This is a genomic window from Pseudomonas sp. c313 (assembly GCF_055407145.1).
In genome coordinates this window covers 808,613-835,023 of record NZ_JBUZRD010000003.1, presented here as the reverse complement: position 1 = coordinate 835,023, position 26,411 = coordinate 808,613, and the positions used below count along the sequence as shown (strand labels likewise).

The following is a 26,411-nucleotide window of genomic DNA, read 5'->3' as shown; positions in this document are numbered from 1 at the left end:
CTGCAGTCAGAACGTCGCACCCTGCGCCGCTTTTTCCAGCAACAAGGCCGGCGGCGAAAACCGCTCGCCATATTGCTCGGCCAGGTAACGCGCCCGCGCAACAAAGTCGTTCAGGCCATATTGATTAATGAACTGTAATGCCCCGCCACTCCAGGCCGCAAAACCAATACCAAAAATCGAACCGACGTTGGCATCGGCAGTGGACATCAACACGCCCTCCTCCACACACCGCACTGTTTCGATGGCCTGGATAAACAGCAGTCGGTCCCGTACATCCTGGGGCGAAATCTGCTGGCTGGGTTTCTCAAAACGACTTTTCAGCTCCGGCCACAAATGTTTTTGCCCTCCGCTGGGGTATTCGTAGAAACCGCCGCCGGCTGCCTTGCCAGGCCGTTTGTATTCATTGAGCAACAGATCAATCACGGCGAACGCCGGATGCTGCGGCATTGCTTTACCTTCGGCCTGCAGGTCCTTGGCCGTCTGCTGACGGATATGGCTCATCAGGCTGAGGGAAACTTCGTCGGAGATCGCCAGCGGGCCAACGGGCATGCCGGCCTTGCGCGCCTCAGTCTCGATCATCGGCGCGGCCACGCCTTCACCGAGCATGGTGATGCCTTCGTTAGTGAAGGTGCCAAACACACGCGAGGTAAAGAAGCCGCGACTGTCGTTGACCACGATCGGGGTTTTCTTGATCTGCAGTACGAAATCGAAACCTCGGGCCAGGGTTTCGTCGCTGGTATTGGCGCCCTTGATGATCTCCACCAGGGGCATTTTTTCCACCGGGCTGAAGAAGTGCAAACCGATGAACTTGCTCTGGTCCGGCACCGCTTTGGCCAAGCCACCGATGGGCAAGGTAGACGTATTTGAGGCGATCACCGCGTCGGCACCGACAACGCGTTGCGCGGCGGCCGAGACCTTGGCCTTGAGGTCTCGGTCTTCAAATACCGCTTCAATGACCAGGTCGCAGCCGGCAAGGTCGGCATCGAGCTCTGCAGGATGAATCCGCGCCAGCGTGCTTTCTCGCTGCTCGGCCGTCAGTTGCCCACGGCTGACCTTCTTGTCCAGCAGTGCTGCAGAATGAGCCTTGCCCTTCTCTGCTGCAGCCAGGGTGACGTCTTTAAGCACCACCTCGATCCCGGCACAAGCACTGGCGTAGGCGATCCCCGCGCCCATCATCCCGGCGCCGAGTATGCCGACCTTGCGTGTGACGTATGGAGCGAAGCCTTGTGGTCGCGAACCGCCAGCGTTGATTTCATTGAGCTGGAACCAGAAGGTGCCGATCATGTTTTTCGCCACCTGGCCAGTGGTCAGCTCCGTGAAGTAGCGGGTCTCGATCAACTGCGCGGTGTCGAAATCAACCTGGGCGCCTTCCACGGCGGCGCAGAGAATTTTCTCCGGAGCCGGGAAACAACCATTGGTTTTGCTGCGCAGAATCGACGGGGCGATGGCGAGCATTTGCGCGACTTTCGGGTTAGATGGCGTACCGCCGGGGATCTGGTAGCCGCTGACATCCCAACGCTGTTTGGCCGTCGGGTTGGCGAGTATCCAGGCCCGGGACTTGGCCAGCAACTCGTCGAGATCCGTCGCCAGCTCGTCGATCAATCCAGCTTGCAAGGCCTGTTGCGGCGTGACTTTTTTGCCCTCCAGCAAGTAGGGCAAAGCTTTCTCCAAGCCCAGCATCCGCACCATCCGCACCACTGCGCCACCGCCCGGCAGCAGGCCGAGGGTGACTTCCGGCAAGCCGATCTGCACCGACTTGTGGTCCAGCGCTACGCGGTGCTGGCACGCCAGGCAAATCTCCCAGCCACCGCCAAGGGCCGCGCCGTTAATGGCCGCCACCACCGGTTTACCAAGGGTTTCCAGGGTGCGCAGTTGCGCCTTCAATCCCAGGACCATGTCGTAGAAGGCCTTGGCGTGGGACTTTTCGACCTTGATCAACTCATTGAGGTCGCCGCCGGCGAAAAAGGTCTTTTTTGCCGAGGTGATGATCACTCCGGCAATCGAATCCTTTTCCGCTTCCAGGCGCGCGACGGTGGCGGCCATGGCGTCGCGGTACACCGCATTCATGGTGTTGGCACTCTGGCCCGGCATGTCCATGGTCAGCACCACAATCTGGTCCTGGCCTTTTTCGTAACGAATGGCATCGGTCATGACAAATTCCTTAGGCTCAGAGGCGTTCGATAATGGTGGCGATACCCATGCCGCCGCCCACGCACAGGGTGGCCAGACCATAACGCTGCTGGCGCACCTCCAGTTCGTCGAGCAGGGTGCCGAGGATCGCGCAACCCGTCGCGCCCAGAGGATGGCCCATGGCGATGGAGCCGCCGTTAACGTTGACCCGCGCGGCGTCGATGCCCATGTCTTTGATGAACTTGAGCACCACCGAGGCAAAGGCTTCGTTGACCTCAAAGAGGTCGATGTCTTCAACCCGCAAGCCGGCCTTGGCCAGGGCTTTGCGGGTGGCAGGCGCTGGGCCGGTGAGCATGATGGTCGGATCGGTGCTGGTCACCGCCGTGGCGACGATTCGCGCTCGTGGTTGTAGACCCAATTCGCGACCCTTGGCTTCGGAACCGATTAGCATCAACGCAGCACCGTCAACGATTCCGGAGCTGTTGCCCGGTGTGTGCACATGGTTGATGCGTTCCACATGGCTGTAGACCCGCAACGCGGTGGCGTCGAAACCCATCTGGCCCATCATTTCGAAACTGGGCTTGAGCTTGCCCAGGCCCTCCAGGGTGGAGTCGGCGCGGATGAACTCGTCCTGATCCAGCAGCACGATGCCGTTTTGGTCCTGCACCGCGATCAGCGATTTTTTGAATGACCCGTCCGAACGCGCCCTCGCCGCTTTCTGCTGGGAGTGCAAGGCAAAGCCGTCGACATCCTCACGGCTGAAGCCTTCCAGGGTCGCTATCAGATCAGCACCGATGCCTTGAGGCGTGAAGTGGCTGTGCAAGTTGGTTTGCGGGTCCAGCACCCAGGCGCCACCGTCGCTGCCCATGGGCACACGAGACATGGACTCAACGCCGCCGACCACCACCAGGTCTTCAAAACCGGAGCGCACTTTCATCGCCCCGAGGTTGACCGCTTCCAGTCCGGACGCACAAAAACGGTTGATCTGCACACCTGCGACGCTGACGTCCCAGTCAGCCACCAGCGCGGCGGTCTTGGCGATGTCCGCGCCCTGGTCCCCCACCGGAGTGACGCAGCCGAGGACGATGTCATCCACCTGCCGAGTGTCGAGGCCTGTGCGCTGCTGCAGCGCCGCCAGCAGCCCGGCCACCAGGTTCACCGGTTTGACGCTGTGTAAGGCGCCATCGGCCTTGCCTTTGCCCCGGGGCGTGCGTATCGCATCAAAGATCAAAGCTTGGGTCATGACGTCCTCGAACCGCTGTGCAATGAAGCTCTCAAAGACGAGAGCCGACCGTGCTCTTACCTTAGGCGCAGAAGCGCTGTATTCAATGACCGAAGCGCTCATTGACCTTGACGCGCATGCTCAGACGAACGGTAGGAGGCTAATGGAAACCCCTGATTAATCGTTTTAGCTGTCTAGCCAAGGGGCTGCCGCCGAGCTGGCAATATGCCTCATGCATTTTTAGAGGATTTTCATATCGATTGATATTAAAGGGATCTAAGCCACGGACAACGAGGGCTCTAAGGTTGAATTTGTAGGAGCTTTAAGAGGTGGCTGCCGGGTTTTGCTGGGGCACCTGTAAAAAAAGCGACATGTTCGACCTTCATAGTGAAATGTACCGGCACGCATTTGACGCTCAGGAATAACAACAAAAGGCAGTCAGCCATGTTCAAACAATCGAAAGTACGTCAGGCGGGACTCATTCTTTTCGCCACCACTCTGATTCTGATTTTGCCCAATCTGACCAAGATTATTGGGTGACTGATTCATTCTCCACCTGTGCCAATACAGCACCAGGCATGCAGCCTTTGGCAGCACCTACCGGGAAATTGCGTACAGCTGTCCCGTCGTAGGGGCTGTCTTTTTGCGTACTGATTGTTTGTGGTTTTCCGGTATCGTTAGCCACGGTTTCGGCCTTGATAAGTCAGGCCGGTTAACAGTGAGCTATCGCGGGCCAGCCCTTGAAATACATCATCGCCTTCTTGACCCTGCTGCTGGCCTTGCCTGCCTCTGCTGCGCAGTTGACCATCGAGTTGGATCACACCAGCAAAACCTGGCAAACCGCTGATTTGCTCAAACACCCGGCTGCGCAAACGGTACAGATCGCCGATGACGTTTCCTACAAGCGCGCCATGACCTATCGTGCGGTTCCGCTGGCAGTTTTGCTTGCAGGTGTACAACCTGAAAACCATCTGCAGGCAGTGGCCCTCGACGGCTTTGCCGCGGAGCTGACGGCGGCTCCCCTGCTTGAAAAAACCGGCAGCCGGGCCTGGCTGGCGGTGGAAGATCCAGCTCACCCGTGGCCGCCGCTAGCAGCTGACAAACCTGGCGCCGGACCGTTTTATCTGGTCTGGACTAACCCGCAAGCGGGCCATATCAGCCCCGAGCAATGGCCGTTTCAGATCTCTGGAATCAAACAGCTGAAGACGGTTGCCGAACGTTTCCCGGCGTTGTTGCCAGATCCCAAGCTGGCGGCGGATGACCCGATCAACCGGGGGTTTGCGCTATTTCAAAAAAACTGCCTGGCCTGCCATCGGCTCAATGGTGCCGGGGATGCCCATGTCGGGCCAGACCTGAATATCCCCTACAGCCCGACCGAGTACTTCAGCGGTAATTTCCTTAAGCGCTACATTCGTGATCCACAGAGCATGAGGCATTGGCCCCAGGCGAAGATGCCGGCGTTTGCGGCCAGTGTGTTGCCAGACAGCGAGCTGGATTTGCTGGTGGGGTATTTGAAGCATATGGCAGGCCGTAAGCAGCAGCCTTGAGGTGACTGGAAAGACCTTATCGCAGGAACCGCCGTAGCAGTTGCCAAGCTTTAGCGAGGCTACGTCGGCCGCACCACCGCCACCAGATCAGCCCCCAACACCAGGTCGCTCCCGACGCTGCCTCGCTAAAGCTCGACAGCTTCTACGAAAAATAGCGGGGCTGCGCGATGTGTAAATACCTAGGCTCATTGCAAACAAACCTGCGATAGCGGGCTAAATCCTACTGCTGCTGCACCGAAACCATCGGCATTGGCGCCACAAACACCTTGGCATGCATCTGTTCATGGCCTCCGCCGCGCCGCATGCCGCGTACCGGGCAGGCATCCAGGTAATCCAACCCCACCGCCAGCTTCAAATGCCGCTCCGGCCGAGCCAATTGGTTGGTCACGTCGAAGCTGTACCAGGCGTCATCCAGCCAGGCTTCGGCCCAGGCGTGACTGGCCAGGTGTTCGCTGTCTTCGCTGTACAAATATCCCGACACATACCGCGCAGGAACCCCCAGGCTGCGAGCGCAGGCCAGGAAGGCGTGGGTGTGGTCCTGGCAAACTCCCGCACGACCGGCGAAGGCCTGGGCGGCACAGGTGTCGACTTCAGTGGCGCCCGGCGAGTAGGTCATGTACTGGTTGAGAGCATGCATCAGGTCGATCAAAGCACTGCGATCCCGACGCTTTTGGCACTGCTTTTCGGCAAAGCTGCGCAGCGCTTCGTCAGGTTCCGTCAAGCGGGTGCAACGCAGGAACGGAAATGCCGACTGGCTCTCATGCTCGGCCTCGCGTAACTCGTCGATATCCACCTGGCCACGGGCGCCGATGATGATGGCTTCGTGGGGCTCATCCAGGGTCAGTACATGCAGGATATTGCCGAACGGGTCCAATTGCGCCCGCACCGGGCGCGGCAGGTCCAGTTGCCAGCTGAGTACATGCTGGCGCTCGCTGTCGTGGGGCGTCAGGCGCAGGTACTGGATGCTGGCGCGTACCTGGTCTTCGTAGTGGTAGGTAGTTTCGTGGCTGATGGAGAGTCTCATGCCGCCTCCAGGTAGGAACTGTGAATAGCGTTACCCAACTGGCGCACCAGCGGGATGAAGTCGGTCAGCCAGGCGTGCAGGCCTTCCTCCAGGATTTCGTCGATCGCAGTAAAGCGCAGGCGTGCGTCCATCTCGGCGGCCAAGCGCTGGGCCGGACGACCGTTGATACCCGGCAGGCTGGCGAGGACCTGATCGATCTCCTCGCTGCAAGCCCGTAGCGAACGCGGAACGTCGGCCCGCAACAGCAGCAACTCAGCCACCTGCCGGGCACCCGGCGCATCGCGGTAAATCTCGGTGTAGGCCTCGAACGACGACAAGGCCCGCAGCAGCGCGCTCCACTGGTAGTAGGCGTGGGCGGTGCCATCGATGACGACTTCGGCCTGATCGCCGGCCATTTCATAACGGGCGTCCAGCAAGCGCAGGGTGTTGTCAGCCCGTTCGATAAAGGTGCCCAGGCGAATAAAACGAAAAGCGTCGTTACGCATGATGGTGCCGTAGGTGGCACCGCGAAACAGGTGGGAACGCTCCTTGACCCACTCGCAGAAACGGCTCATGCCATAGCGGCTCAAGCCCTGCTGGGCAATACCGCGAATCTCCAGCCAGGTGGCGTTAATGTTTTCCCACATGTCAGCGGTGATTCGCCCACGCACGGCATGGGCGCTGGCCCGGGCGGCACCGAGACAGCTGTAGATACTCGCCGGGTTCGCGGCATCCAGGGCAAAAAAGTGCAGCAGGCGCTCGGCATGCAGTTCGCCGTGACGCTCGCGATAATCGTCCAGGGTGCCGGTGATCAACAGCGGCATCGCCAGTTCGTGCAAGCCATCGCCGCGCCCATCCTGGGGCATCAGCGACAGCGAATAACTGACATCAAGCATCCGCGCGAGGTTTTCCGCGCGCTCCAGATAGCGTGACATCCAATACAAATCCGAGGCAGTTCGACTCAACATGGCATCAATCCTCAACCACCCAGGTGTCTTTGGTGCCGCCGCCCTGGGACGAGTTGACTACCAGCGAGCCTTCACGCAGCGCCACACGGGTTAGGCCGCCAGGTACCACGCGGGTTTCCTTGCCAGACAGCACGAACGGACGCAGGTCGATATGCCGGGGCGCAATGCCGTTTTCGACAAAGGTCGGGCAGGTGGACAGGCACAAGGTCGGCTGGGCGATATAAGCGTGGGGTTTAGCCTTGATCCGCGCGCGGAAGGCTTCGATCTCTGCAGCGCTGGAGGTCGGGCCTACCAGCATGCCGTAGCCGCCGGAGCCTTGGGTTTCCTTGACTACCAGCTCAGGCAGGTTGGCCAGCACGTAGGACAATTCATCAGGTTTACGGCACTGGAAGGTCGGAACATTCTTCAGGATCGGCTCTTCATCCAAATAGAAACGGATCATGTCGGTAACAAAGGGGTACACCGACTTGTCATCCGCCACCCCAGTACCAATGGCGTTGGCCAGCACCACATTGCCCGAGCGGTAGGCCGCCAGCAGGCCCGGTACGCCGAGCATGGAGTCAGGGTTGAAAGCCAGGGGGTCGAGAAAGGCGTCGTCGAGACGGCGATAGATCACGTCCACGGCTTTCGGCCCGTCGGTGGTGCGCATGAAAACACGGTCATCACGCACAAACAGATCGGCGCCTTCCACCAACTCGACGCCCATTTCCCGTGCCAGGAATGCATGTTCGAAGAACGCACTATTGAAGCGTCCCGGTGTGAGCACCACAACACTGGGGTTATCCAGCGGGCTGGAGCTTTTAAGGGTGTCGAGCAACAGGTTTGGATAATGATCTATCGGGGCAATACGCTGGGCGGCGAACAGTTCAGGGAACAGGCGCATCATCATCTTGCGGTCTTCGAGCATGTAGCTGACGCCGCTGGGGGTGCGCAGGTTGTCTTCGAGAACGTAGTAGGTGCCGTCGCCATCCCGTACCAGGTCGACCCCGGAGATGTGGGAATAGATATCGCGGTGCAGGTCCAGGCCTTGCATCGCCAACTGATATTGCTCGTTGGCCAGCACTTGTTCGGCGGGAATAATCCCGGCCTTGATGATCCGTTGTTCGTGGTACAGGTCGGCGAGAAACATGTTCAGCGCCTTGACCCGCTGGATGCAGCCGCGCTCGACAATCCGCCATTCACTGGCAGGAATGCTGCGGGGAATGGTATCGAAGGGAATCAGGCGCTCGGTGCCCTGCTCGTCACCGTACAGGGTGAAGGTGATTCCGGCGCGGTGAAACAGCAGATCGGCTTCGCGCCGGCGCTGGGCCAGCAGCTCCGTCGGGGTTTCGGCCAACCAGCGGGCGAATTCGCGGTAATGGGGGCGAACCAGCCCTGCCCCGTCGTACATCTCATCATAATAAGTGCGGATCATGCCGAACTCCTTGTCACCCGGACGCAAGGGACCATAGCAAGACCCGTACCAGCGGCATAAACACTTAAATATCAATCAGTTGGGTATGGATATTAGTCACGCCGCACCGTTCCGGTGCAGCAAATGATCCAGCGTCGCCCGCCGTGCCTCATTGCGAAGCGAGCTTTGCCTATCACCAGCATAGCCAGAGTTGATTTCACTGCCTGATAAACACTGGGGATAATCGCCCCCACACGCTGAACAGGACACGTCCTACAGCTTCACCCATTGCCTCGCCGGTAACTTGGTACCTCATGTACCGACCGGTTCCCCTTCATGTCCGGTCTTCCCTTTTGGCCACCCTGCCCGGGTGGCCTTTTTTTGTGCAGGATATTTCCGAGAATGGCTCGAGGGTTTTCCGGGAGCCGAAACAAAATCGGCCGACCCAAAGGTCAGCCGATACGCTGTGTTGTTCATAAGCTACATGGGCAACCCACGGACCTCCTGTTTCACGCCCCATCCTTCGATGATCCCGCCCAAGGGCTCGACCACCGCCTCAAAGTCTTGCTCAAAGTCTCCTATGCCGTCGTAGGTCGCGAACATTACTTTGCTCAGTTCCAGGTACCCGGCACCGTCATCCCGCACGCTGACCTGGGCATTGAGGGATTCCCCACGAAATCGACCCGCAGCCCTGCGCGCATGTTCCTCATCCGGGAAAATGGCGTAGAACTCGATGGGGTGGAAACGTGAAAAATCAAAGCCGCCCTCTTTCATGCGGCGCAACACGTTGGTGCTGATGTCTTCTTGATAAGCTGTGCTCATGAAACGTCCTCCTCAAACCGATGGATAGACTTTCCGTGCTTCCCACAACCCGCACTCGAACGGCGCGGGTGATACGGCAATGGTTTCACCGCTGGGAGATAAGCATGTAGCTGACAAGACCAGACCTTAGCGATTCATTCGCTGATCTCCCTTGCAGAGTAGCGCGAAGCTATCACCTCCACCAGAGGGTCGTGTGTGATGTACAGGGAATGTTCAGGCAGCAGGGGTAATGCTGAGGATTTGAATACTGTTCTGGGTTTTCAGGCTTTTGACCGTTGGCTCGTTGGTGCGGCCTTCCAGGTCATTGAGATCCAGTTCAGCAGCCACCGGCAGCAATTTGGCACGGATCATCCGTGCAGCCTCTTCGGTACTGGGTTTCTGTTCGCAGTCGAACAGTTCCACGGATTGATCGCCATGATCATCAACGAAGGTAATTTGCCACTTTTGCATCAGTGCCTCCTCGATAAAACCCATGGATGGGTTTACAGACATCTGGACCTTGAGGGTTTGGCAATCGTTCCACTCAAGCAGGAGGCACCTGATCGGCCGCGCTTACTTTTCGGCGCTGTCTTTGAGGGCTTTCAAGGTGTTGAACGGCGCGTCCACCACGAACTTGTTGGCCAGCCACGACGGCACGCTGCCGCCTGGCTCGGTGTGGACCTGGTAGGTTACTTCGGTCTGGTCGGCGCCTTTAGGCACCAGCTTCCAGAAGCCTTCGACCTGGGCCACACGCACATAACCCTTCTCTTCCGGGAGGTAGGTAGGCACTTCCAGCAGCTTGCGGGTCACGCTACCGTCTGCCTCCTGGGTGGTGGTGATCTGCAAGATCGAGTCACGGTCAGTTACCGGGAACGGTGCCTTGAACTGCGTGTAGGTCCAGCTCTTGTCGCCTTCCTGCTTGAGCAGTTTTTGCGACTTGCATTCGTGGATCCACTTACAGGCCCCTACCGCGTCTTCCTGCAAGGCCTGCACCTTGGCCAATGGCGCCTTGATCACGGTCACACCACGATAAGCCTTGTACTTGGACCCGGCCACCTCACTCAAGGACACCTTGATACCGTCTTCATCCTTGGCAGTCTGCCAATCTTCGGCCTGGGCAGTGGCAGCAAACAAAACAGTAAAACCGCACAACACAGCCAGTCGTTTCAGCGAACCCATTGTTGTATTCCTTATTGTTTAAGTTGCGACATTGAAATGCCCACTAAGCCGCCGTCATCTGCTCCCACCAGCCAATCAGTCTGATTGCATCTTCCTGGCTGCTGCCACAGACCTCCAGATCCGCCTGAAACGCACTGCACACCGCAGGCCGCTCTGGCTGGCCGAACAATTGGCACAACTGTTCGACAGACAGATGCAGGCAGCGTTCGCCCGCAGGTTTGCCGTGGGGCATCCCCGGTAACGGTGAGCTGATGGAGGGGGCAATGCAGCAAGCGCCACAGCCTTCACGGCATTTCATGACAAGCGGTCCTCGACGGCAAAGTGTTGATGGCCGGGCTAGAGTACGCCCTTAAACAGCCGTTTTAAAATGGTCCAACAGGGGTTTTTCGCACAAAACAAAAGTGACTGACCAGTCTGCGACAGAAGATCAGCGATTCGCGTCACCTTGGCGGGAATAGTTTATTGCTTGAACTCGAAGTCCAGCGCCGCACCTTCCACGTCCCGGCGCTCTTCGTTACGCAGCTGTAGCATCATTTCATTGCTCAGCAGGCGGCCGTTGATCTGGAACGCGCTGTTGTCGACAGGTTTCTCACCAAACATCGGCGGGAGCAGCGGCACGCTTTTCGGCTGTGGCAAGGTGCCAAGGGGCTGCAGGCGCCTGACCATGTCCTGCGGCAAGCGCAAGTCCAGATGGGCTGGCGGCAGTTTAGTCTGGGCCACTTCGTGGGCCGACTTGGATTTGCTGGCGACCGGTGCACGTTTCTTCACGGCAGCAGCTTTTTTGGGCTGGACTGTTTTTTTCGCGGGCACAGGCTTTGGTTCGGCATTCGCTGCCACAACAGGCTCACTGACGGGAGCAGCCAGCACCGGCGCGGCGTTACACAGACTCAGCAGGCAGATCAACAACGCGGCAGGAAAAGTAGGATTCATATCGCCAACAGCTTTAACGGCAGAGGGCCATATGCTCGCTTGTTGAGTGCAGCATGACAAGCGTGGTGATTAGCCTGGGGCCCTTTGCGCGGTTCAAAAACCGCTCGCCGCCTCCTGGCACAGCTGGTTCGCCAGCATTCCCAGGGTCATCAATGCCCGTTCAGCCTCGCGATTCCACGGCGTACCGCAATTGAGGCGGATACAGTGGTTGAACTGTTCCGTATTACTGAAAATAAGCCCCGGTGCAATGCTGATGCCCTGTTGCAGCGCACGCACGTGCAGTTCCTGAGTATTGACCCGCCCAGGCAAACTGACCCACAGGATAAATCCGCCGCTCGGACGACTCATCTGCGTACCCTCGGGGAAATACTGCTGCACCGCCAGTTGAAAGGCACTGAGGTTCTTGCGGTATTCCTGACGAATGTAGCGCAGATGACGGTCGTAACCGCCGTTCTCCAGGTACGCCGCCGCGCCCATCTGGGTGACGCTGCACGCCGAATGGGTGCTGAACATTTGCAACCGTTGGATTTCCTGCTGGTACTTGCCGGCGATCATCCAGCCGATGCGTATGCCGGGGGACAGGGTCTTGGAGAAACTGGAACAGTAGATCACTCGGTCCAGGCGATCGTAGGCTTTCAGGGCCTTGGTGCGGCCCAGCTCAAACATCAACTCGCCATAGATATCGTCTTCGACAACCTGGATATCGAAGTCCGAGGCCAGGCGCAGCAACTGCTTCTGCCGCTCTTCCGGCATGGTACCGCCCAAGGGATTGCTCAGGCGCGTGGTCAGCACCAAGGCCTTGATCGACCATTGGTTGGCCGCCAGTTGCAGAGCTTCCAGGCTCATGCCGGTGGCCGGGTCGCTAGGGATCTCGATGACCTTGAGCCCCAGCAAGTCCGCCAGTTGCAGCAAGCCGTAATAGGTCGGCGACTCGGTGGCAATCAGGTCACCGGGCCGCGTCAGCACCCGCAGGGACATCTGCAGGGCATCAACGCAGCCGTGGGTGATCACCACCTCGGAAGGATCGACCACTACGCCGGCATCACGCATACGGATCGCCACTTGTCGGCGCAACGGTTCAAAACCAGGGCTGAACATGTAGCTGAAGGCCCGCGGGCTCTGAAAGCGTGTGACCTTAGCCAGTTGCTGGTGCAGCGCCCGTACTGGCAGGTAATCGACACTTGGCACGGCCGCGCCCAACGGGAACACGCCTTCGCGACGTGACTCCACCAGCACTTGCTGGATGATGCTGCTACGGGTGACTAACCCAGGACGCTCAACCCGAGCGATGTCCGGCGTTGGCGCAGTGAGGGCCGGGGTCTGGTGCACGTAATACCCGGATTGCGGCCGTGCACGGATCAAGCCCTGGTCTTCCAGGTTGGCGTAGGCCTGCAACACGGTGGCATGGCTGACGTTGAGCTGGGAGCTCATCTTGCGTACCGACGGCACGCGCTCACCCGGTTGATAGACACCACGTCGGATATCCTCAGCAAGTTGCTGAGCGATACGTTGGTAAAGCAGGAGGTTGGTCATGACGCAGCACTCAATTTCACGGGTATTTTATTTTTGTGTGAAACATACCGGCACAGTTTAGAAGTGTACGGGGACAGTTGCGAGAATAGTCGAGCGCAGGCGCCAGTGATAGAAAAAACTGTATGGGTTGCGAACTGAATCTCAGGCATGAAAAGCCCGATCAGGGATCGGGTTTCAAGTTGCCCATCAAAACTGTAGGAGCGAGCTCGCGCCTACAACGGATCTTCAACTACGGGCAGCGCCGAGTTGGCCTTTTTCATCGGAGAAGACGATTTCAACGCGACGGTTCTGCGCACGGCCACGCTCCGAGGCGTTCACTTCGACCGGATACTGGTCGCCATAGCCTTCCACCTGGACCCGTTTTTCATCGACCCCCAGGTCTACCAGCACATCGGCCACCGCCTGGGCACGATCCCGGGACAGCTTGAGGTTTTCATGCTCGCCACCGGTACTGTCGGTGTAGCCCTCGATCCGCACCACGCGCTTGGGATTGAGTTGCAGGAACTGGACGATTTTCAGCACGGTGCGGTTCGCCGAGTTTTTCAGTTCCGCTTCACCGGTGTCGAACAGCACATCACCGAGGGTCATCACCAGCCCGCGATCGGTCTGGGTGGTGGCCAGGCTGACGATCTGCTCCTCCAGCCACTTGCCCTGCTGCTGCACGCTGAGCAGCTTGGCCTCGCGCAAGGCCAGTTGCAGGCGCTGGCGCTCCAGTTCGAGCTTGGCACCACGCTCTTCGTTGAGTACCTGCTCGGTATGTTCCCGGGCAATCGCGCTGTAGCGCTGGCTCAGGTAAGCGTAATGCACCACGTCGGCACCGCTGCCCCAATAGGTGGACAAACGGTCAGCACGGGCCAGAGACTCACCGGCACGAATCACGTCCTTGGGGGCGATGCGCAGCACGTTGGTGTCCTCCTTGACCTTCTGAAAGTCATTACCGGCCTGTTGCAGGACAACCTCACTGCTGGGATGGCTGGCACACCCGCCCAGCGCCGCGCTGCCCAGCAGCAGCACACAGCAACCACGAATCATCAGGTTCATTGGGCGTCTCCCAGCTGTTTGCGCAGGCGGGTGATGCGCGTGTTGAGCACATCCAACTCCTCCTGGCTCTTCTGGGTCAGCACCTGCGCTTCTGCCAGACGGGCGTCCAACTCGGCCTGTTCAGCCTGCATACGGGCATCCTTGAAGGATTCATCAGCCATTTCGGCCTTCGCCTGGGCGAACTTGCCCTCGGCCAGTTTCAACTCAGGCACGTCATCGGCGACGGCACCTACGGCAGTGGCTTGTTCCAGGGCTTGCTGGGTCAGACGCATTTGTTCATTCGGCGCAGGATCTGCGGCACATCCCGCCAGGGCTACAACGGCGAGGGCCGCGAAAAGAGGTCGAATATTCACTAAAAATCCCTACTTTGTTGGGGTTCCGACGGGTTGCCGCAATTGCGCCTTCCAGCGCTCAAGATTGCGCTGCAGAGCGGCCTCCGTCAGACCGGACGCGGGCAATTCTGTCATCTTTTTGGCGAGCTGTCCGCGTAACCACGGATCATTGCAGGCCGAGTTGTGGGAAATGGCGAGGAACAGACCGGGCTGATCGATGGGCGGTTCCCAGGCAACCAGGTCTTTGCTCATGCCCAGAGTCTGGGCCATGGCCATGCCGGAGTAGCGCCCCGCGATCACGTAGTCGACCTCTCCCAGCAGCAGTTTCTGAAAGGCCGGGGTCAGGGTTGGCGTGCGCTGCAGGGTCAATTGTTCACCGGCGAAGTTTTCAAAGTCGCGAGTCAGTCGCGCCTTTTCCGAGACCGCTCCCTTGTGGCCGTGCAGGTCCGTCGCCTGGTTGTAGGCCTGGGGCGAACCCGCGCGAGTCCAGACCAGATAGTCGGTTTGCGCCAGCGCCGGGTGGATGTAGTCCAGGCTTTCCAGCTCGCTGACGGTCAACGACGCATCGGCAAGGATATCCATACGCCCGCTGCGCACTTCATCCAGCGCCGCAGAGCGCTTGCCGCCATACAGCAGGTCGATTTTCACGCCCAGGTCCTTGGCCACTTGCTGCAGCACGTCGGCGGTAGCGCCGATCAAGTGCGTAGGGTCCTGGGGGTCACGCCACAGGTAGGGCGGCGCATCCGGGCTGCCGGTTACCACCAGGCGATCGCATTTGCCGGCGGCAAGGGACAGGGTCGGCACCAGCGACAGGCCCAGCAGTACAGTCCAGCGACGCAGTTCCATGGCATGGTTCTCCGATCAAAAAATCGCGCTCATAAAAAAACCCGGTCAAAAGACCGGGCTCTTTATAAGTGAAGCAGCTGGATTAGACCAGCTTCGAAAGCTCTGGTACGGCTTCGAACAAATCCGCCACCAGGCCGTAATCAGCCACCTGGAAGATCGGTGCTTCTTCGTCCTTGTTGATCGCGACGATCACTTTGGAGTCCTTCATACCGGCCAGGTGCTGGATCGCGCCGGAGATACCGACGGCAATGTACAGCTGTGGCGCAACGATCTTGCCGGTCTGGCCGACCTGCATATCGTTGGGTACGAAGCCTGCATCGACGGCAGCGCGGGAAGCGCCGACCGCAGCGCCCAGCTTGTCGGCCAGGGCGTACAGGTGCTTGAAGTTGTCACCGTTCTGCATGCCGCGACCGCCGGAAACGACGATCTTGGCAGCGGTCAGTTCCGGACGATCCGACTTGGCCAGCTCTTCGCCAACGAAGCTGGAAGTGCCAGCATCGTGGACAGCAGCAACAGCTTCAATCGCAGCCGAACCACCTTCGCCAGCAACCGGATCAAAACCGGTGGCACGCACAGTGATGACTTTTACCGATGCAGTGGACTGCACGGTGGCAATGGCGCTACCGGCATAGATCGGACGCTTGAAGGTGTCGGCGCTTTCAACCGAAATGATCTCGGAGATCTGGTCAACGTCCAGCTGCGCAGCAACACGCGGCAGGATGTTTTTGCCGTTGGAAGTAGCTGCCGCGAGAATGTGGCTGTAGCCAGTCCCCAGCTCTGCTACCAGCGGCGCAACGTTTTCCGACAGTTGGTGAGCGTAGGCAGCGTTGTCAGCTACCAGCACTTTGCTCACACCCGCGATTTTTGCAGCGGCTTCAGCGACGGCACCGACGTTCTGGCCAGCGACCAGCACGTGGATATCACCACCGATTTTCGCAGCGGCAGCCACGGTGTTCAGCGTGGCCGGAGCCAGTACTTTGCTGTCGTGTTCAGCGATTACCAAGATAGTCATTTTTAGATTACCTTCGCTTCGTTTTTCAGTTTCTCGACCAGTTCAGCCACCGACTTGACCTTGATACCCGCGCTGCGTGCAGCCGGCGCTTCGACTTTCACGGTCTTGTAGGTGGAGGCGGTGGAAACGCCCAAAGCGTCCGGAGTCAGCACTTCGAGAGGCTTCTTCTTGGCTTTCATGATGTTTGGCAGGGACGCGTAGCGCGGCTCGTTCAAACGCAGGTCAGTGGTGATGATGGCCGGCAGTTTCAGGGAAACTGTCTGCGCGCCGCCGTCGACTTCGCGAGTCACGGCAACGCTGTCGCCGCTGACTTCGACTTTCGAGGCGAAGGTGCCCTGGCCGTAACCGGTCAGTGCAGCCAGCATCTGGCCAGTCTGGTTGTTGTCGCTGTCGATGGCCTGTTTGCCAAGGATCACCAGCTGTGGCTGTTCCTTGTCGACAACGGCTTTCAACAACTTGGCAACGGCCAGGGAGGTCAGCTCTTCAGCAGACTCAACGAGGATGGCACGATCGGCACCCAGCGCGAGGGCGGTACGCAACTGCTCTTGAGCAGTGGTCGGACCGATGGAGACGACGACGATTTCAGTCACAACACCTTTCTCTTTCAGGCGTATGGCTTCTTCAACTGCAATTTCGCAGAAAGGGTTCATCGACATCTTGACGTTAGCGAGGTCGACGCCGGAGTTGTCCGCTTTGACGCGAACCTTGACGTTGTAGTCGACCACTCGTTTGACAGCTACAAGAACCTTCATGGTTTCCTCGTTACTCTCCGGTGAAAAGAAAGCCGCCCGGACAAACCTGGCGGTAGATGCTCAACGGCGCACAAGGGCACCTCTAAAAACGTAGACCGTCATGACAGGTAACGTTGCACGTTGGCAATAATAAAGACCGTTCGTCAGGGGTGACCGGCAAGTCATTCATTGTCACTGCGTGTAAACTGCGCGCCGTCAGATACCTGCGCGTCACCTTGCATGGCCTTCGCCCTATTTTTGGAGGTGGCCTTGAAACCTGCGGTCCGCCTACGGGAAGCGCAAAACCGACCGTATATTGACCGGAACGCCTATTCCGGTCAATACGGCAAAATGGTCAGTTATAAGCCGCGCTTCTTTGATTTATGTGGGTTGCGGACGATTCAAACAAACGTTTGTATTGGACGCTGGAGGTGGTGTAGATATAATGCGCCGCTTAGAGAGAGCGGTGTGTGATCCATTGTTACCTTTGCGCCGAAGATCACGAAATATGGGCCCCGGAAAACGATGGATGGGACACCCAACCTCCACATTAGAAAAAAAACTGTAGAGCCTTGAGTAGGAGATAGCCTGTGGAACGCGAATACATGGAATTCGACGTGGTCATTGTCGGCGCTGGCCCGGCAGGCCTGTCTGCCGCCTGCCGTCTGAAGCAGAAGGCCGCCGAAGCCGGTAAGGAAATCAGCGTCTGCGTGGTCGAAAAAGGCTCCGAAGTCGGCGCTCACATCCTGTCCGGTGCCGTGTTTGAACCACGGGCGCTGAACGAATTGTTCCCGGACTGGAAAGAATTGGGCGCCCCGCTCAATACCCCGGTGGTGCGCGATGACATTTATGTCCTGCGCTCCAGCGAAACCGCTACCAAGGTCCCTGACTTCTTTGTGCCCAAGACCATGCACAACGAAGGCAACTACATTATTTCCCTGGGCAACCTGTGCCGCTGGCTGGCTCAGCAAGCCGAAAACCTGGGCGTGGAAATCTACCCAGGCTTCGCCGCCCAGGAAGCGCTGTTCGACGAGAATGGCGTGGTGCGCGGGATCATCACCGGCGACCTGGGTGTCGACCGCGAAGGCAACCCGAAAGAAGGCCTCTATACCCCAGGTATGGAACTGCGTGGCAAGTACACGCTGTTCGCCGAAGGCTGCCGCGGGCATATTGGCAAGCAACTGATCCAGCGCTTCAACCTGGACAGTGACGCCGACGCCCAGCACTACGGCATCGGCCTGAAGGAAATCTGGGAAATCGACCCGGCCAAACATCAGCCAGGCCTGGTGGTACACACCGCCGGCTGGCCGCTGGACATCATGAGCAATGAGAACACCGGTGGCTCATTCCTCTATCACCTGGAAAACAACCAGGTGGTCGTCGGCCTGATCGTCGATCTTTCCTACAGCAACACCTTCCTGTCGCCGTTCGACGAGTTCCAGCGCCTCAAGCATCACCCGGTGCTCAAGCAGTACCTGGAAGGCGGCAAGCGCATCAGTTACGGCGCTCGGGCCTTGTCCAAGGGTGGCATCAATTCGTTGCCGAAGATGGTGTTCAAGGGTGGTGCGCTGATCGGCTGTGACCTGGGCACCATGAACGTGGCCAAGATCAAGGGCAGCCACACCGCCATGAAGTCCGGCATGCTCGCGGCGGATGCCGTGGCAGAGCAACTGCTTGTAGGTTCCGAAGGTGCGGACGAGCTGATCGGTTACGTCGACAGCTTCAAGAAAAGCTGGCTCTTTGATGAACTGTTCGCCACCCGTAACTTCGGCCCGGCGATGCACAAGTTCGGCCCGATCATCGGCGCCGGCTTCAACTGGTTCGACCAGAACATTCTCGGTGGCAAAATACCGTTCACCCTGCACGACACCAAGCCGGACTACGCCTGCCTCAAGCTGGCCAAAGACAGCAAACAGATCGACTACCCGAAACCCGACGGCAAGCTGAGCTTCGACAAACTCAGCTCGGTATTCATCTCCGGTACCAACCACGAAGAAGAACAGCCGTGCCACTTGAAGTTGAAAGACCCAAGCATCCCGATCGGCACCAACCTGCCGCTCTATGATGAACCGGCCCAGCGTTACTGCCCGGCGGGCGTGTATGAAGTGATCACCCAAGAAGACGGCGAGAAGCGCTTCCAGATCAACGCTCAGAACTGCGTGCACTGCAAGACCTGTGACATCAAGGACCCTTCGCAGAACATCACCTGGGTCACGCCGGAAGGTGCTGGCGGGCCGACTTACCCGAATATGTAAGCCTGCTGCTTGAACATCAAGGCTCCCGAAATGGGGGCCTTTTTTGTGGCCTCATTGTTCGTAGCGGTCTAGGTTTATGCCGCCCGCTCGTCCCCTGGGCTGCGCTCGAAGTAGCGCTTATATTCCCGGCTGAACTGCGACGTACTCTGATACCCCACGCTATGGGCGGCCTGCGCCACGCCCATGCCCTCCACCAACAGCAATTGCTGGGCCTTGAGCAAGCGCAGGCGCTTGAGGTACTGCACCGGCGACAACAGCGTGCAGCGCTTGAAATGTTCGTGAAACGTCGACGCGCTCATATGCGCATAACCGGCCAGGGTCTCGATATTGAGCGGCTCGGCGTAATGGGCATGCAGGTGATTCAGCGAGGTCGCCACCCGGGCAAACTGCCCCTGTTGTTCTACCAGCGCTCGCAGCACATCGGCCTGGGGCCCGCGCAAGGCTGTGAACAACAATTCACGCACCCGTGCCGGCCCCATGATCCGGCTCTCCAGCGGATCGTGCAGGCACTGCAACAGCCGCTCGACGCAGCCACGCATGGCGTCATCGAGCACCACCGAACTCATCGACTCAAGTGTCTGCGCTGCTGCTGGCGGCCCAGGCCTGATGCCCATGGCCATCACTAACTCCCCCAGCACCACTCGGTCAATGCCGACGGTCACCCCCAACAACGGCGCATTGGGCAGGGCAAAGGTCTCGCACTCGAAAGGCACCGGCATCGCCTGGATCAGGTAATGCCCGGCGCCATACTCCAGGGTGCGCGGGCCCAGGTACGCGACTTTGCTGCCCTGGGCGACAATCATCAGGCTCGGCTCATAAATCTGCGGCCCTCGCGCCACGTCGCAACTGGCGCGCAATACCTGCACACCCGGCAAGTTCGTGGGGCAGAAACCGTCGCGGGGGGTCAGGGGCTCAATCAGGGCAACCAGCGCGGCATTGGCGTCGAGGTGAAGGGTCAGCATAAAAGCAGTTCTCGGAAGTTCATGGACCTGTGCAGGGCTACAAACTGCAAGTGGCAAGAGAGCGCGCAGTTTATCGCTTGCAGCTTGTAACTTGCTGCTTTTAGCTGCTCCTCCGGAGCTTTAGGCATGAGACTCGGAGCAATCGCCATGGCCGTCCCAAGGCCCGGCGCGGAAAATGGGCCACCTCACTTGTCACTGTTTTTGCGAGGTTTCTCCATGTACACCGCCATCGGTTACGCCGCCCAGTCAGCCACCACTCCCCTCGCCCCGATGCCCTTCGAACGCCGCAGCCCACGCGCCGATGACGTGGCCATCAAAATCCTCTACTGCGGCGTCTGCCACTCAGACATCCACCAGGCGCGCAACGAATGGGGCATCGCCGTGTACCCGCTGATGCCGGGCCACGAGATCGTCGGCAAGGTTACCGCCGTCGGCGCCAGCGTCACCGCTCATAAAGTCGGCGACCTGGTGGGCGTTGGCTGCATGGTTGACTCGTGCCGCCATTGCGACGCCTGCAAATCGGACCTGGAGCAATACTGCCTCGAAGGCCCGACCATGACCTACGCCACCCCGGACCGCGTGGATGGCAGCAACACCATGGGCGGCTACTCCGACAGCATCGTGGTCAGCGAGCATTTTGTGGTGAAGATCCCTGCCAAGCTTGACCTGGCCAGCGCCGCGCCAATCCTCTGCGCCGGCATCACCACCTACTCGCCGCTCAAGCACTATGGCGTGAAGGCCGGTGACAAGGTCGGGATTCTCGGCATGGGCGGCCTGGGTCATATGGGCATCAAGTTCGCCAAGGCCATGGGCGCCGAAGTGACGCTGTTCACCCGCTCCGCCAGCAAGGCGGCAGAAGGCCGTCGCCAGGGCGCCGATCACGTGATCGTGTCCACCGATGCCGAACAAATGAAAGCTGCGGCCGGGCATTTCGATTTCCTGTTGGACACCATTCCAGTGCAACACGACCTCAACCCCTACCTCGATACTTTGCGCTTTGACGGCGTGCATATTCTGGTGGGACTGATCGAACCGGTAGAGCCGCCAGTCCACGCAGCCAAACTGGTGTTGGGCCGTAAGGTCCTGGCCGGCTCGTTGATCGGTGGCATTGCCGAAACCCAGGAAGTCCTGGATTTCTGCGCCGAGCACGGCATCACTTGCGACATCGAAATGCTCGACATCCGCCAGATCAACGAAGCCTACACCCGCATGATCGCCGGTGATGTGAAGTACCGCTTCGTCATCGACATGGCGACCTTGAAGGCCTGATCAGGCCTTCGCGCCCAACTCCGCGGACAGCCGAGCTGCAACCTGTTTCACCACGGGGATCAGCTCGGCCATTTTTTCCAGCGGCATGTAGGGCACGGTACTGGCGATGCTGATGCCGGCGACAATTCGCCGGCTGGCATCGCGCACTGGTGCCGCGACGCAACGGATCGACGGTTCGTTGTCTTCCAGATCGAACGCATAATCGCCCACCACGTATTCCTGCATACGCTGCTCAAACTGCGCCCATGACTGTTCCGGGTGCTGCGGCCACTGCATATTCTTCCCACCCACTGGCAAGCTGACCTGATACAGGCGCTGCCACTCTTCCACACTGTCGTCCAGCAGCAAGGCCTTGCCGATCCCGGTGCGCGCCAGCGGCATGCGATGGCCAACCCGCGAGCGCATTTCCGGACCGTTGCGGCCGGGATTCTTGTGCAGGTAGAGCACGTCGTCAAATTCGCGGATCGCCAGGTGGATGGTGTCGCCGGTCAACGCCGACAACTCGTCCAGGTAGGGAACTGCCAGGGTTACCAAAGGCAGTTCTTCACGGGCCTGGAAACCCAGCTCGATCAGTTTCGGACCAAGCAGGTAGCCGACTTGCGGCACTACGCGCAGGTAGCGCTCTTCCACCAGGCAGCTGGCCAGGCGGTGGGTGGTGCTGCGGGTGGTGCCGATGCGCCGGGCGATTTCCTTGAGATCCCGCGCGCCAGCCGCCACCGCTTGCACCACGCCCAGGCCACGCAGCAGGGTCTGGGTGCCGGTGGGGGCAGCGTCTTTGACGGGAATATGGGCGTTTTCCTGCATATCGGGCCTATTGGGAAGTACGAAAACGGCGAACATTATGGGCGGTCACTATTAGTGTGGCGAGGGGGCTTGCCCACTCGCCACAAAAAGCGCTTTTGCCACAGTCTTAATCAACGCTGCTTCATCCGATCACGCCCTGGATATCACCGATAACCAGACGCGCCTGCTGAGCCTGGAAGCAGGCAACAATGGCCTCGCCAATACCTTGCGCGGCACCGGTGATCACCACCATTTTGTTCTTCAGCCGATTGCCGTAGATTGGCTCCGGCACCGTAGGTAACGACAACGGTTGTGCCTGCATCGCTTCACCTGTTTTATTTTTGGTAGTGAGTGCTGATGCAGGGGACTATAAACCCAGAACTTAAAATATCTCAATATATAAATTAACATCCCATATATTGACGAAAAATGTAAAAAACCGGCATCGATAGCCGGTTTTTTAACGACTCAGCCGTGGGCAAACTCGCGCAGTGAGTCCCCCTCCATGCGGTAACGCACCCACTCCTCCTGAGGTTGGGCGCCGATGGATTTGTAGAACTGGATGGCCGGTTCGTTCCAGTCCAGCACGCTCCATTCGAAACGTCCGCAACCGTTGTCACAAGCGATCTTGGCCAGATGGCGCAACAACTTCTTGCCCGCACCACCGCCGCGCTGCTCCGGGTTGATGTACAAGTCTTCCAGGTACAGGCAGTTGCTGCCCAGCCAGGTCGAGTAGCTGAAAAAGAACACGGCAAAACCAATTGGCAACCCGTCCCGCAGACAGATCAGGCCATGGGCGGTGGCGCCTTCGCTGAACAGGCTGCGTTCGATATCCACCACGCTGGCGATCACTTCGTGCCGGGCCTTTTCGTAGTCGGCAAGCTCCGTGATAAAGGCCAGTATCTGTGCGGCATCACTGGGCACGGCGGGGCGAATCTCGATGGTCATGGACAGGCCTTGTGAATGAAGAAAGAACACATACTAAGGCTGTTTTATGAAGGGTTGCAGTGCAATTTCATTCACGACTAACCTTGTATGGCAACGCATAGCCCACAATAGGAAACCCGATGCCCTTCACGCCATTGTCCGACCTCGCCGCCACCCTGCTGCCCCACGCCTTGGAACCGTCGGAAGATGGCGCCCACGACCTGTCGCATTTGCAGCGGGTGTGGCACAACGCGCGGTCGATCCAGGCCGAGGAAGGCGGCGACCTCGAAGTGCTGCTGGCGGCCGTGTTGCTGCACGACTGTGTGGCCGTGGAAAAGAACTCGCCGCTGCGCTCCAAGGCGTCGGCGCTGGCGGCGACCAAGGCTGGGGGAATCCTGCAAAACCTCGGCTGGCAGCCTGCGCGCATCGCTGCCGTGACCCATGCCATCGAGACCCACAGCTTTTCGGCGGGGTTAACGCCTGAGTCCCTGGAAGCCAAAATCGTCCAGGACGCCGACCGCCTCGATTCCCTCGGCATGATCGGCGTCGCCCGCACGTTCTATACCGCCGGGCGCATGGGCAGCGGGCTGTATGACCCAGCTGACCCGACTGCACGCCACCGCGAGTATGACGACAAGCGCTTTTGCCTCGATCACTTCCAGACCAAGCTGCTGCACTTGGCCGATGGTTTTCAAACCGCCACGGGACAACGCTTGGCGCAGCTTCGTCATGCCCGGTTAAAAGGGTTTATGCAGTCGTTTATTGAGGAGATTGGCGAACAATAGGCACACAAATTCTTACAAGCAACGGAGCACCGTTCGTCGCTGCCAAGGCACCAATGGCAACCGGGGGCTGACCAATATCAGGTAAGGACTTTAATGATATGGAGGCTCCACATGAATACTTCCAAATTGACTGCCCTCGCTCTCACTGGCTTGCTGTCTGCCGTTTCCCTCAGCAGCTTTGCCGCATCAAACAACTCCACCGGCCCGACAGACCCTATCGGCAACCCTCCAAGCCCGGCAACCCAAGAGTCCAAGGACTCCATGGGCACCGGCCTTGATACCAACGGTGGCGCCATTAACAACCAGGGCAACGACCCGCGCGCCCAAGGCAACGATGGCAACCGCCAAGGCCTGGGGACCGACGTGGAGAACGGCAAAATGGGGCCGGGCAAAAATGCCACCCCACACGGCGACGACTCCAACCTTCCCGGCGCCCCCAAGCAGCCCTGAGCCATAAGCAGACGAACACTACCCAACCACTCACCCTGAAGAGGTATGCATGAACGTCGATAAAAACCTTGAGAAAGAAGTCCTCACCCGCCTGCTGCACGCCCACCCCAGCGGCCTGGGCAAAGAAGTACTGGACAACTACCGAGGTGAAAAAGTGGTGGCCAGCGCCTTGGCCGCCCTTCAGGACCGTGGGTTGATCAAGGAAGGTCATGTGACCTGTAACGACGCCGGTGAACACGCGTTGAACCTGCCGATCAAGCTCACAGCGTCCGGCGTGGAGGCAGCTCGCAAGCTGGAAGGCGAAGTAAATCAGTAACCCACGTTGTCTGGCCTGGCCCTTCCTCAAGGGCCAGAGGCGTATCGCAATGCCTCGTGCAAGCAAAGCCAAATACACCGCCGAACAGCAGCCCAAGGCCGGTTGAATCTGATCGACTAACACCACAAAACGAACGTGCTTACCCGCGACTCTTTCCTGATAAAGTCATTTTTCAGCTTTGACGACCTCATAGTCCCGCAGTTTATTGGCAATAGTGGTATGGGAAACCCCCAACCGCTTCCCCAACTGCCGGCTACTGGGATGCTCGGAATACAACCGTTCCAACACCGCCTTTTCAAACCGCCCGACAATCTCTTCCAACCCGCCTTCCAGGGAAAAATCCCCCAGCGGCTGGCGCACGCCGTAGTCTGGCAGGCGGATATGTTCGGCCTTGACCGTCCCGCCGTCGCACAGCGAGACCGCCTGGAACAGCACGTTCTCCAACTGCCGCACATTGCCCGGCCAGTGGTAATGGCTGAGCCGATCCATGGCCGCTGGTGCCAGCTTGGGCAGCGGGCAACCAATTTGCCGGCTGGCCTGATCGAGGAAGTGCTCAACCAGCGGCGGCAAACCATCGAGGCATTCACGCAGCGGCGGGATATGCAGCGACAACACATTCAAGCGGTGGTAGAGGTCCTGGCGAAATTCGCCACGGGCACAGAGTTCCGACAAATCCACCTGGGTTGCGCAGATCACCCGCACATCCAGGTACACCTCTTCATCACTGCCTACCCGGCGAAAGCAGCCGTCCTGCAGGAAGCGCAGCAACTTGACCTGCAGCCGCGCGCTCATTTCCCCGACACCATCGAGAAACAACGTGCCGCCCACCGTCAGTTCCAGCAACCCCAGTTTGCCCTCGGCCCGCGCGCCTTCGAACGCGCCGGGGCCGTAGCCAAACAGTTCGGTCTCAGCCATGGACTCCGGCAAGCCGGCGCAGTTGAGGGCCATCAGCGGTGACTGCCCGCGCGGGCTGGCCAGATGGCAGGCACGCGCCAACAGTTCCTTGCCGGTGCCGGTTTCGCCTTCTATTAATAGAGGGGCGTCCAGAGGGGCCATGCGCCGGGCCTCGCGGACCACGGCGGCCATGACTTTCGAGCTTTGGAAAATGCTGTCAAAGCCCCGCAGTTCCTGCTTGCGCACGTTGTAGATACGCTCACCGACCCGGTCGGCGCGGTGCAGGGTCAGCACAGCGCCGGCCATGGCTTCGCTGTCATCGTGTTCCGAGGATTGCAGCGGAGCGATATCGGCGAGGAACACATCGCCCTTGACCTTGACCCGCAAGCCATTGATCCGCGATTTGCTGGAACGCACCAGTTCGGGCAAGTCGAAGTCTTCGGCATAGCGCGACAGCGCAATGCCCGGTACTTCGTCCACCCGCACCCCGAGCAACTGCGCTGCCGCCCGGTTGGCCGCAACGATGGCGCCGCCCATGTCGATGGACAGCACAGGAAATTCCAGCGCCCCCAGCAAGGCATTGAGCTCCATATGCCGACGTTCGCTGGGCATCAGCCCTACCCGCTTGACGCCAAATACCCCGGCAATCGCTTCAAACTGCGGGCGCAGTGCCTGGAACTGCATGTTCACCAAATTTGGGCAATACAGGTAAATGGCATTGCCGTGTTCGCCGCCGACCTCGCCCTTGGCGACGTTGACGCCGTACTCCACCAGCAGGTTGAGGATGTCCCGCAGGATGCCGATACGGTTCTGGCAATGCACTTTGATACGCATGAAAAGGCCCGAATTATTGTTGAAGGGCTGATTGAACTGCGTCTTTTTGCCGCTGGGCGCAGATAGTCGTCAAGATTATGTGACAGCTAGCGACCTTTTCAAACCGTAAAATCGCAATACACAGTGCTCAACGGCAAGACCGTAACGAATACTTTACGAATATCAGTATATTTTCTTACACGCTGCAACGGATGACGGATGGATTCCTGACCCAGGCGGAGTATCAATAGGTTTATCGCAGGACATAACAAGAACGAATGCCTAGCAG

General features: G+C 59.1%; 26 protein-coding genes and 1 pseudogene. 6 read left to right on the top strand and 21 right to left on the bottom strand.

What is annotated here, in order from left to right; all coding sequences use genetic code 11:
- Positions 1 to 6: 6 nt before the first annotated feature.
- A complete protein-coding gene (locus tag ACZRKZ_RS13420) occupies positions 7 to 2,151 on the bottom strand; it encodes a 3-hydroxyacyl-CoA dehydrogenase NAD-binding domain-containing protein (protein WP_463981811.1) in 2,145 nt (714 codons plus the stop codon).
- Positions 2,152 to 2,167: 16 nt separating this feature from the next.
- Positions 2,168 to 3,373, bottom strand: a complete 1,206-nt coding sequence (locus ACZRKZ_RS13415; protein WP_149412076.1) for an acetyl-CoA C-acetyltransferase — start codon at positions 3,371 to 3,373, stop codon at positions 2,168 to 2,170.
- A 719-nt stretch (positions 3,374 to 4,092) separates the two neighbouring features.
- On the opposite strand from ACZRKZ_RS13415, the gene ACZRKZ_RS13410 reads away from it, so the two are divergent.
- On the top strand, positions 4,093 to 4,899 hold the full coding sequence (locus ACZRKZ_RS13410) for a c-type cytochrome (RefSeq protein ID WP_463981810.1): 807 nt from the start codon (positions 4,093 to 4,095) through the stop codon (positions 4,897 to 4,899).
- Between the two features lie 220 nt (positions 4,900 to 5,119).
- Here the strand turns inward: ACZRKZ_RS13410 and ACZRKZ_RS13405 are convergent, their stop codons facing one another.
- The 14 genes from ACZRKZ_RS13405 to ACZRKZ_RS13340 all read right to left on the bottom strand — a co-directional run bounded on the left by ACZRKZ_RS13405 (position 5,120) and on the right by ACZRKZ_RS13340 (position 16,689).
- Entirely contained in the window at positions 5,120 to 5,923 is an 804-nt protein-coding gene (locus tag ACZRKZ_RS13405) for a transglutaminase family protein (RefSeq protein ID WP_463981809.1), read from the bottom strand.
- Positions 5,920 to 6,870, bottom strand: coding sequence for an alpha-E domain-containing protein (locus ACZRKZ_RS13400; protein ID WP_463969861.1), 951 nt, complete (start codon positions 6,868 to 6,870; stop codon positions 5,920 to 5,922). The genes ACZRKZ_RS13405 and ACZRKZ_RS13400 overlap by 4 nt, the downstream gene beginning before the upstream one ends.
- Positions 6,871 to 6,874: 4 nt before the next feature.
- Positions 6,875 to 8,284, bottom strand: a complete 1,410-nt coding sequence (locus tag ACZRKZ_RS13395; protein WP_149412080.1) for a circularly permuted type 2 ATP-grasp protein — start codon at positions 8,282 to 8,284, stop codon at positions 6,875 to 6,877.
- 459 nt (positions 8,285 to 8,743) lie between these two features.
- Positions 8,744 to 9,085: a ribonuclease E inhibitor RraB gene (locus ACZRKZ_RS13390; RefSeq protein WP_133101733.1), complete on the bottom strand. Its 342-nt coding sequence runs from the start codon at positions 9,083 to 9,085 to the stop codon at positions 8,744 to 8,746.
- A 213-nt stretch (positions 9,086 to 9,298) separates the two neighbouring features.
- Entirely contained in the window at positions 9,299 to 9,559 is a 261-nt protein-coding gene (locus ACZRKZ_RS13385; RefSeq protein WP_463981838.1) for a hypothetical protein, read from the bottom strand.
- A gap of 78 nt (positions 9,560 to 9,637) precedes the next feature.
- Positions 9,638 to 10,243 (bottom strand): START domain-containing protein, encoded by a 606-nt coding sequence (locus ACZRKZ_RS13380; protein ID WP_463981808.1) that lies wholly within the window; start codon positions 10,241 to 10,243, stop codon positions 9,638 to 9,640.
- A 43-nt stretch (positions 10,244 to 10,286) separates the two neighbouring features.
- A complete protein-coding gene (locus ACZRKZ_RS13375; protein WP_133101735.1) occupies positions 10,287 to 10,541 on the bottom strand; it encodes a YkgJ family cysteine cluster protein in 255 nt (84 codons plus the stop codon).
- Between the two features lie 161 nt (positions 10,542 to 10,702).
- Positions 10,703 to 11,173 carry a translation initiation factor 2 gene (locus ACZRKZ_RS13370; protein WP_463969859.1) on the bottom strand — a complete coding sequence of 157 codons (471 nt, stop codon included), beginning with the start codon at positions 11,171 to 11,173 and terminating at the stop codon, positions 10,703 to 10,705.
- Between the two features lie 93 nt (positions 11,174 to 11,266).
- A complete protein-coding gene (locus ACZRKZ_RS13365) occupies positions 11,267 to 12,706 on the bottom strand; it encodes an aminotransferase-like domain-containing protein (RefSeq protein ID WP_133101737.1) in 1,440 nt (479 codons plus the stop codon).
- Between the two features lie 225 nt (positions 12,707 to 12,931).
- The gene (locus ACZRKZ_RS13360) at positions 12,932 to 13,747 is read right to left on the bottom strand and encodes an OmpA family protein (RefSeq protein WP_463981807.1); all 816 of its coding nucleotides are present in this window, start codon (positions 13,745 to 13,747) and stop codon (positions 12,932 to 12,934) included.
- On the bottom strand, positions 13,744 to 14,100 hold the full coding sequence (locus ACZRKZ_RS13355) for a DUF4398 domain-containing protein (protein ID WP_463969857.1): 357 nt from the start codon (positions 14,098 to 14,100) through the stop codon (positions 13,744 to 13,746). Before ACZRKZ_RS13355 ends, ACZRKZ_RS13360 begins: the two co-directional genes overlap by 4 nt.
- 9 nt (positions 14,101 to 14,109) lie before the next feature.
- Positions 14,110 to 14,925, bottom strand: a complete 816-nt coding sequence (locus ACZRKZ_RS13350; RefSeq protein ID WP_463981806.1) for a substrate-binding periplasmic protein — start codon at positions 14,923 to 14,925, stop codon at positions 14,110 to 14,112.
- Between the two features lie 82 nt (positions 14,926 to 15,007).
- Entirely contained in the window at positions 15,008 to 15,937 is a 930-nt protein-coding gene (locus ACZRKZ_RS13345; RefSeq protein WP_463969855.1) for an electron transfer flavoprotein subunit alpha/FixB family protein, read from the bottom strand.
- 2 nt (positions 15,938 to 15,939) lie between these two features.
- Positions 15,940 to 16,689 carry an electron transfer flavoprotein subunit beta/FixA family protein gene (locus ACZRKZ_RS13340; protein WP_133101742.1) on the bottom strand — a complete coding sequence of 250 codons (750 nt, stop codon included), beginning with the start codon at positions 16,687 to 16,689 and terminating at the stop codon, positions 15,940 to 15,942.
- Positions 16,690 to 17,258: 569 nt separating this feature from the next.
- On the opposite strand from ACZRKZ_RS13340, the gene ACZRKZ_RS13335 reads away from it, so the two are divergent.
- On the top strand, positions 17,259 to 18,923 hold the full coding sequence (locus ACZRKZ_RS13335; protein WP_463981805.1) for an electron transfer flavoprotein-ubiquinone oxidoreductase: 1,665 nt from the start codon (positions 17,259 to 17,261) through the stop codon (positions 18,921 to 18,923).
- 74 nt (positions 18,924 to 18,997) lie between these two features.
- Here the strand turns inward: ACZRKZ_RS13335 and ACZRKZ_RS13330 are convergent, their stop codons facing one another.
- Positions 18,998 to 19,885 (bottom strand): AraC family transcriptional regulator, encoded by an 888-nt coding sequence (locus ACZRKZ_RS13330; protein WP_133101744.1) that lies wholly within the window; start codon positions 19,883 to 19,885, stop codon positions 18,998 to 19,000.
- Positions 19,886 to 20,101: 216 nt separating this feature from the next.
- Between ACZRKZ_RS13330 and ACZRKZ_RS13325 the strand changes: the two genes are divergently transcribed.
- Complete coding sequence (locus tag ACZRKZ_RS13325) at positions 20,102 to 21,154, top strand: NAD(P)-dependent alcohol dehydrogenase (protein WP_463981837.1); 1,053 nt, start codon at positions 20,102 to 20,104, stop codon at positions 21,152 to 21,154.
- On the opposite strand, the gene ACZRKZ_RS13320 is transcribed toward ACZRKZ_RS13325, so the two are convergent.
- The 3 genes and pseudogenes from ACZRKZ_RS13320 to ACZRKZ_RS13310 form a co-directional block, all read right to left on the bottom strand.
- Positions 21,155 to 21,958, bottom strand: a complete 804-nt coding sequence (locus tag ACZRKZ_RS13320; protein ID WP_463981836.1) for an IclR family transcriptional regulator — start codon at positions 21,956 to 21,958, stop codon at positions 21,155 to 21,157.
- A gap of 136 nt (positions 21,959 to 22,094) precedes the next feature.
- Positions 22,095 to 22,259, bottom strand: a pseudogene (locus ACZRKZ_RS13315) (SDR family oxidoreductase); the annotation flags it as partial.
- Positions 22,260 to 22,405: 146 nt separating this feature from the next.
- Complete coding sequence (locus ACZRKZ_RS13310; protein WP_133101750.1) at positions 22,406 to 22,885, bottom strand: GNAT family N-acetyltransferase; 480 nt, start codon at positions 22,883 to 22,885, stop codon at positions 22,406 to 22,408.
- A gap of 119 nt (positions 22,886 to 23,004) precedes the next feature.
- Here ACZRKZ_RS13310 and ACZRKZ_RS13305 point away from each other — a divergent pair, with 119 nt between their 5' ends.
- From ACZRKZ_RS13305 to ACZRKZ_RS13295, 3 genes are all read left to right on the top strand, one after another.
- The gene (locus tag ACZRKZ_RS13305; RefSeq protein WP_463981804.1) at positions 23,005 to 23,649 is read left to right on the top strand and encodes an HD domain-containing protein; all 645 of its coding nucleotides are present in this window, start codon (positions 23,005 to 23,007) and stop codon (positions 23,647 to 23,649) included.
- A gap of 111 nt (positions 23,650 to 23,760) precedes the next feature.
- Positions 23,761 to 24,099: a hypothetical protein gene (locus ACZRKZ_RS13300; RefSeq protein WP_463981803.1), complete on the top strand. Its 339-nt coding sequence runs from the start codon at positions 23,761 to 23,763 to the stop codon at positions 24,097 to 24,099.
- A gap of 49 nt (positions 24,100 to 24,148) precedes the next feature.
- The gene (locus ACZRKZ_RS13295) at positions 24,149 to 24,415 is read left to right on the top strand and encodes a hypothetical protein (protein WP_149412094.1); all 267 of its coding nucleotides are present in this window, start codon (positions 24,149 to 24,151) and stop codon (positions 24,413 to 24,415) included.
- 165 nt (positions 24,416 to 24,580) lie between these two features.
- Here ACZRKZ_RS13295 and ACZRKZ_RS13290 read toward each other — a convergent pair whose 3' ends face one another.
- Positions 24,581 to 26,143, bottom strand: coding sequence for a sigma-54-dependent transcriptional regulator (locus tag ACZRKZ_RS13290; protein WP_463981802.1), 1,563 nt, complete (start codon positions 26,141 to 26,143; stop codon positions 24,581 to 24,583).
- Positions 26,144 to 26,411 lie beyond the last annotated feature (268 nt).

What these genes read in the sequence shown, in the direction of transcription:
- ACZRKZ_RS13420 (WP_463981811.1), bottom strand. Translation starts at nt 2,151, where the DNA reads ATGACCGATGCCATTCGTTACGAAAAAGGCCAGGACCAGATTGTGGTG.
- ACZRKZ_RS13415 (WP_149412076.1), bottom strand. Translation starts at nt 3,373, where the DNA reads ATGACCCAAGCTTTGATCTTTGATGCGATACGCACGCCCCGGGGCAAA.
- ACZRKZ_RS13405 (WP_463981809.1), bottom strand. Translation starts at nt 5,923, where the DNA reads ATGAGACTCTCCATCAGCCACGAAACTACCTACCACTACGAAGACCAG.
- ACZRKZ_RS13400 (WP_463969861.1), bottom strand. Translation starts at nt 6,870, where the DNA reads ATGTTGAGTCGAACTGCCTCGGATTTGTATTGGATGTCACGCTATCTG.
- ACZRKZ_RS13395 (WP_149412080.1), bottom strand. Translation starts at nt 8,284, where the DNA reads ATGATCCGCACTTATTATGATGAGATGTACGACGGGGCAGGGCTGGTT.
- ACZRKZ_RS13390 (WP_133101733.1), bottom strand. Translation starts at nt 9,085, where the DNA reads ATGAGCACAGCTTATCAAGAAGACATCAGCACCAACGTGTTGCGCCGC.
- ACZRKZ_RS13385 (WP_463981838.1), bottom strand. Translation starts at nt 9,559, where the DNA reads ATGGGTTTTATCGAGGAGGCACTGATGCAAAAGTGGCAAATTACCTTC.
- ACZRKZ_RS13380 (WP_463981808.1), bottom strand. Translation starts at nt 10,243, where the DNA reads ATGGGTTCGCTGAAACGACTGGCTGTGTTGTGCGGTTTTACTGTTTTG.
- ACZRKZ_RS13375 (WP_133101735.1), bottom strand. Translation starts at nt 10,541, where the DNA reads ATGAAATGCCGTGAAGGCTGTGGCGCTTGCTGCATTGCCCCCTCCATC.
- ACZRKZ_RS13370 (WP_463969859.1), bottom strand. Translation starts at nt 11,173, where the DNA reads ATGAATCCTACTTTTCCTGCCGCGTTGTTGATCTGCCTGCTGAGTCTG.
- ACZRKZ_RS13365 (WP_133101737.1), bottom strand. Translation starts at nt 12,706, where the DNA reads ATGACCAACCTCCTGCTTTACCAACGTATCGCTCAGCAACTTGCTGAG.
- ACZRKZ_RS13360 (WP_463981807.1), bottom strand. Translation starts at nt 13,747, where the DNA reads ATGAACCTGATGATTCGTGGTTGCTGTGTGCTGCTGCTGGGCAGCGCG.
- ACZRKZ_RS13350 (WP_463981806.1), bottom strand. Translation starts at nt 14,925, where the DNA reads ATGGAACTGCGTCGCTGGACTGTACTGCTGGGCCTGTCGCTGGTGCCG.
- ACZRKZ_RS13345 (WP_463969855.1), bottom strand. Translation starts at nt 15,937, where the DNA reads ATGACTATCTTGGTAATCGCTGAACACGACAGCAAAGTACTGGCTCCG.
- ACZRKZ_RS13340 (WP_133101742.1), bottom strand. Translation starts at nt 16,689, where the DNA reads ATGAAGGTTCTTGTAGCTGTCAAACGAGTGGTCGACTACAACGTCAAG.
- ACZRKZ_RS13330 (WP_133101744.1), bottom strand. Translation starts at nt 19,885, where the DNA reads ATGCTGACCCTTCACCTCGACGCCAATGCCGCGCTGGTTGCCCTGATT.
- ACZRKZ_RS13325 (WP_463981837.1), top strand. Translation starts at nt 20,102, where the DNA reads ATGTACACCGCCATCGGTTACGCCGCCCAGTCAGCCACCACTCCCCTC.
- ACZRKZ_RS13320 (WP_463981836.1), bottom strand. Translation starts at nt 21,958, where the DNA reads ATGCAGGAAAACGCCCATATTCCCGTCAAAGACGCTGCCCCCACCGGC.
- ACZRKZ_RS13310 (WP_133101750.1), bottom strand. Translation starts at nt 22,885, where the DNA reads ATGACCATCGAGATTCGCCCCGCCGTGCCCAGTGATGCCGCACAGATA.
- ACZRKZ_RS13305 (WP_463981804.1), top strand. Translation starts at nt 23,005, where the DNA reads ATGCCCTTCACGCCATTGTCCGACCTCGCCGCCACCCTGCTGCCCCAC.
- ACZRKZ_RS13300 (WP_463981803.1), top strand. Translation starts at nt 23,761, where the DNA reads ATGAATACTTCCAAATTGACTGCCCTCGCTCTCACTGGCTTGCTGTCT.
- ACZRKZ_RS13295 (WP_149412094.1), top strand. Translation starts at nt 24,149, where the DNA reads ATGAACGTCGATAAAAACCTTGAGAAAGAAGTCCTCACCCGCCTGCTG.
- ACZRKZ_RS13290 (WP_463981802.1), bottom strand. Translation starts at nt 26,143, where the DNA reads ATGCGTATCAAAGTGCATTGCCAGAACCGTATCGGCATCCTGCGGGAC.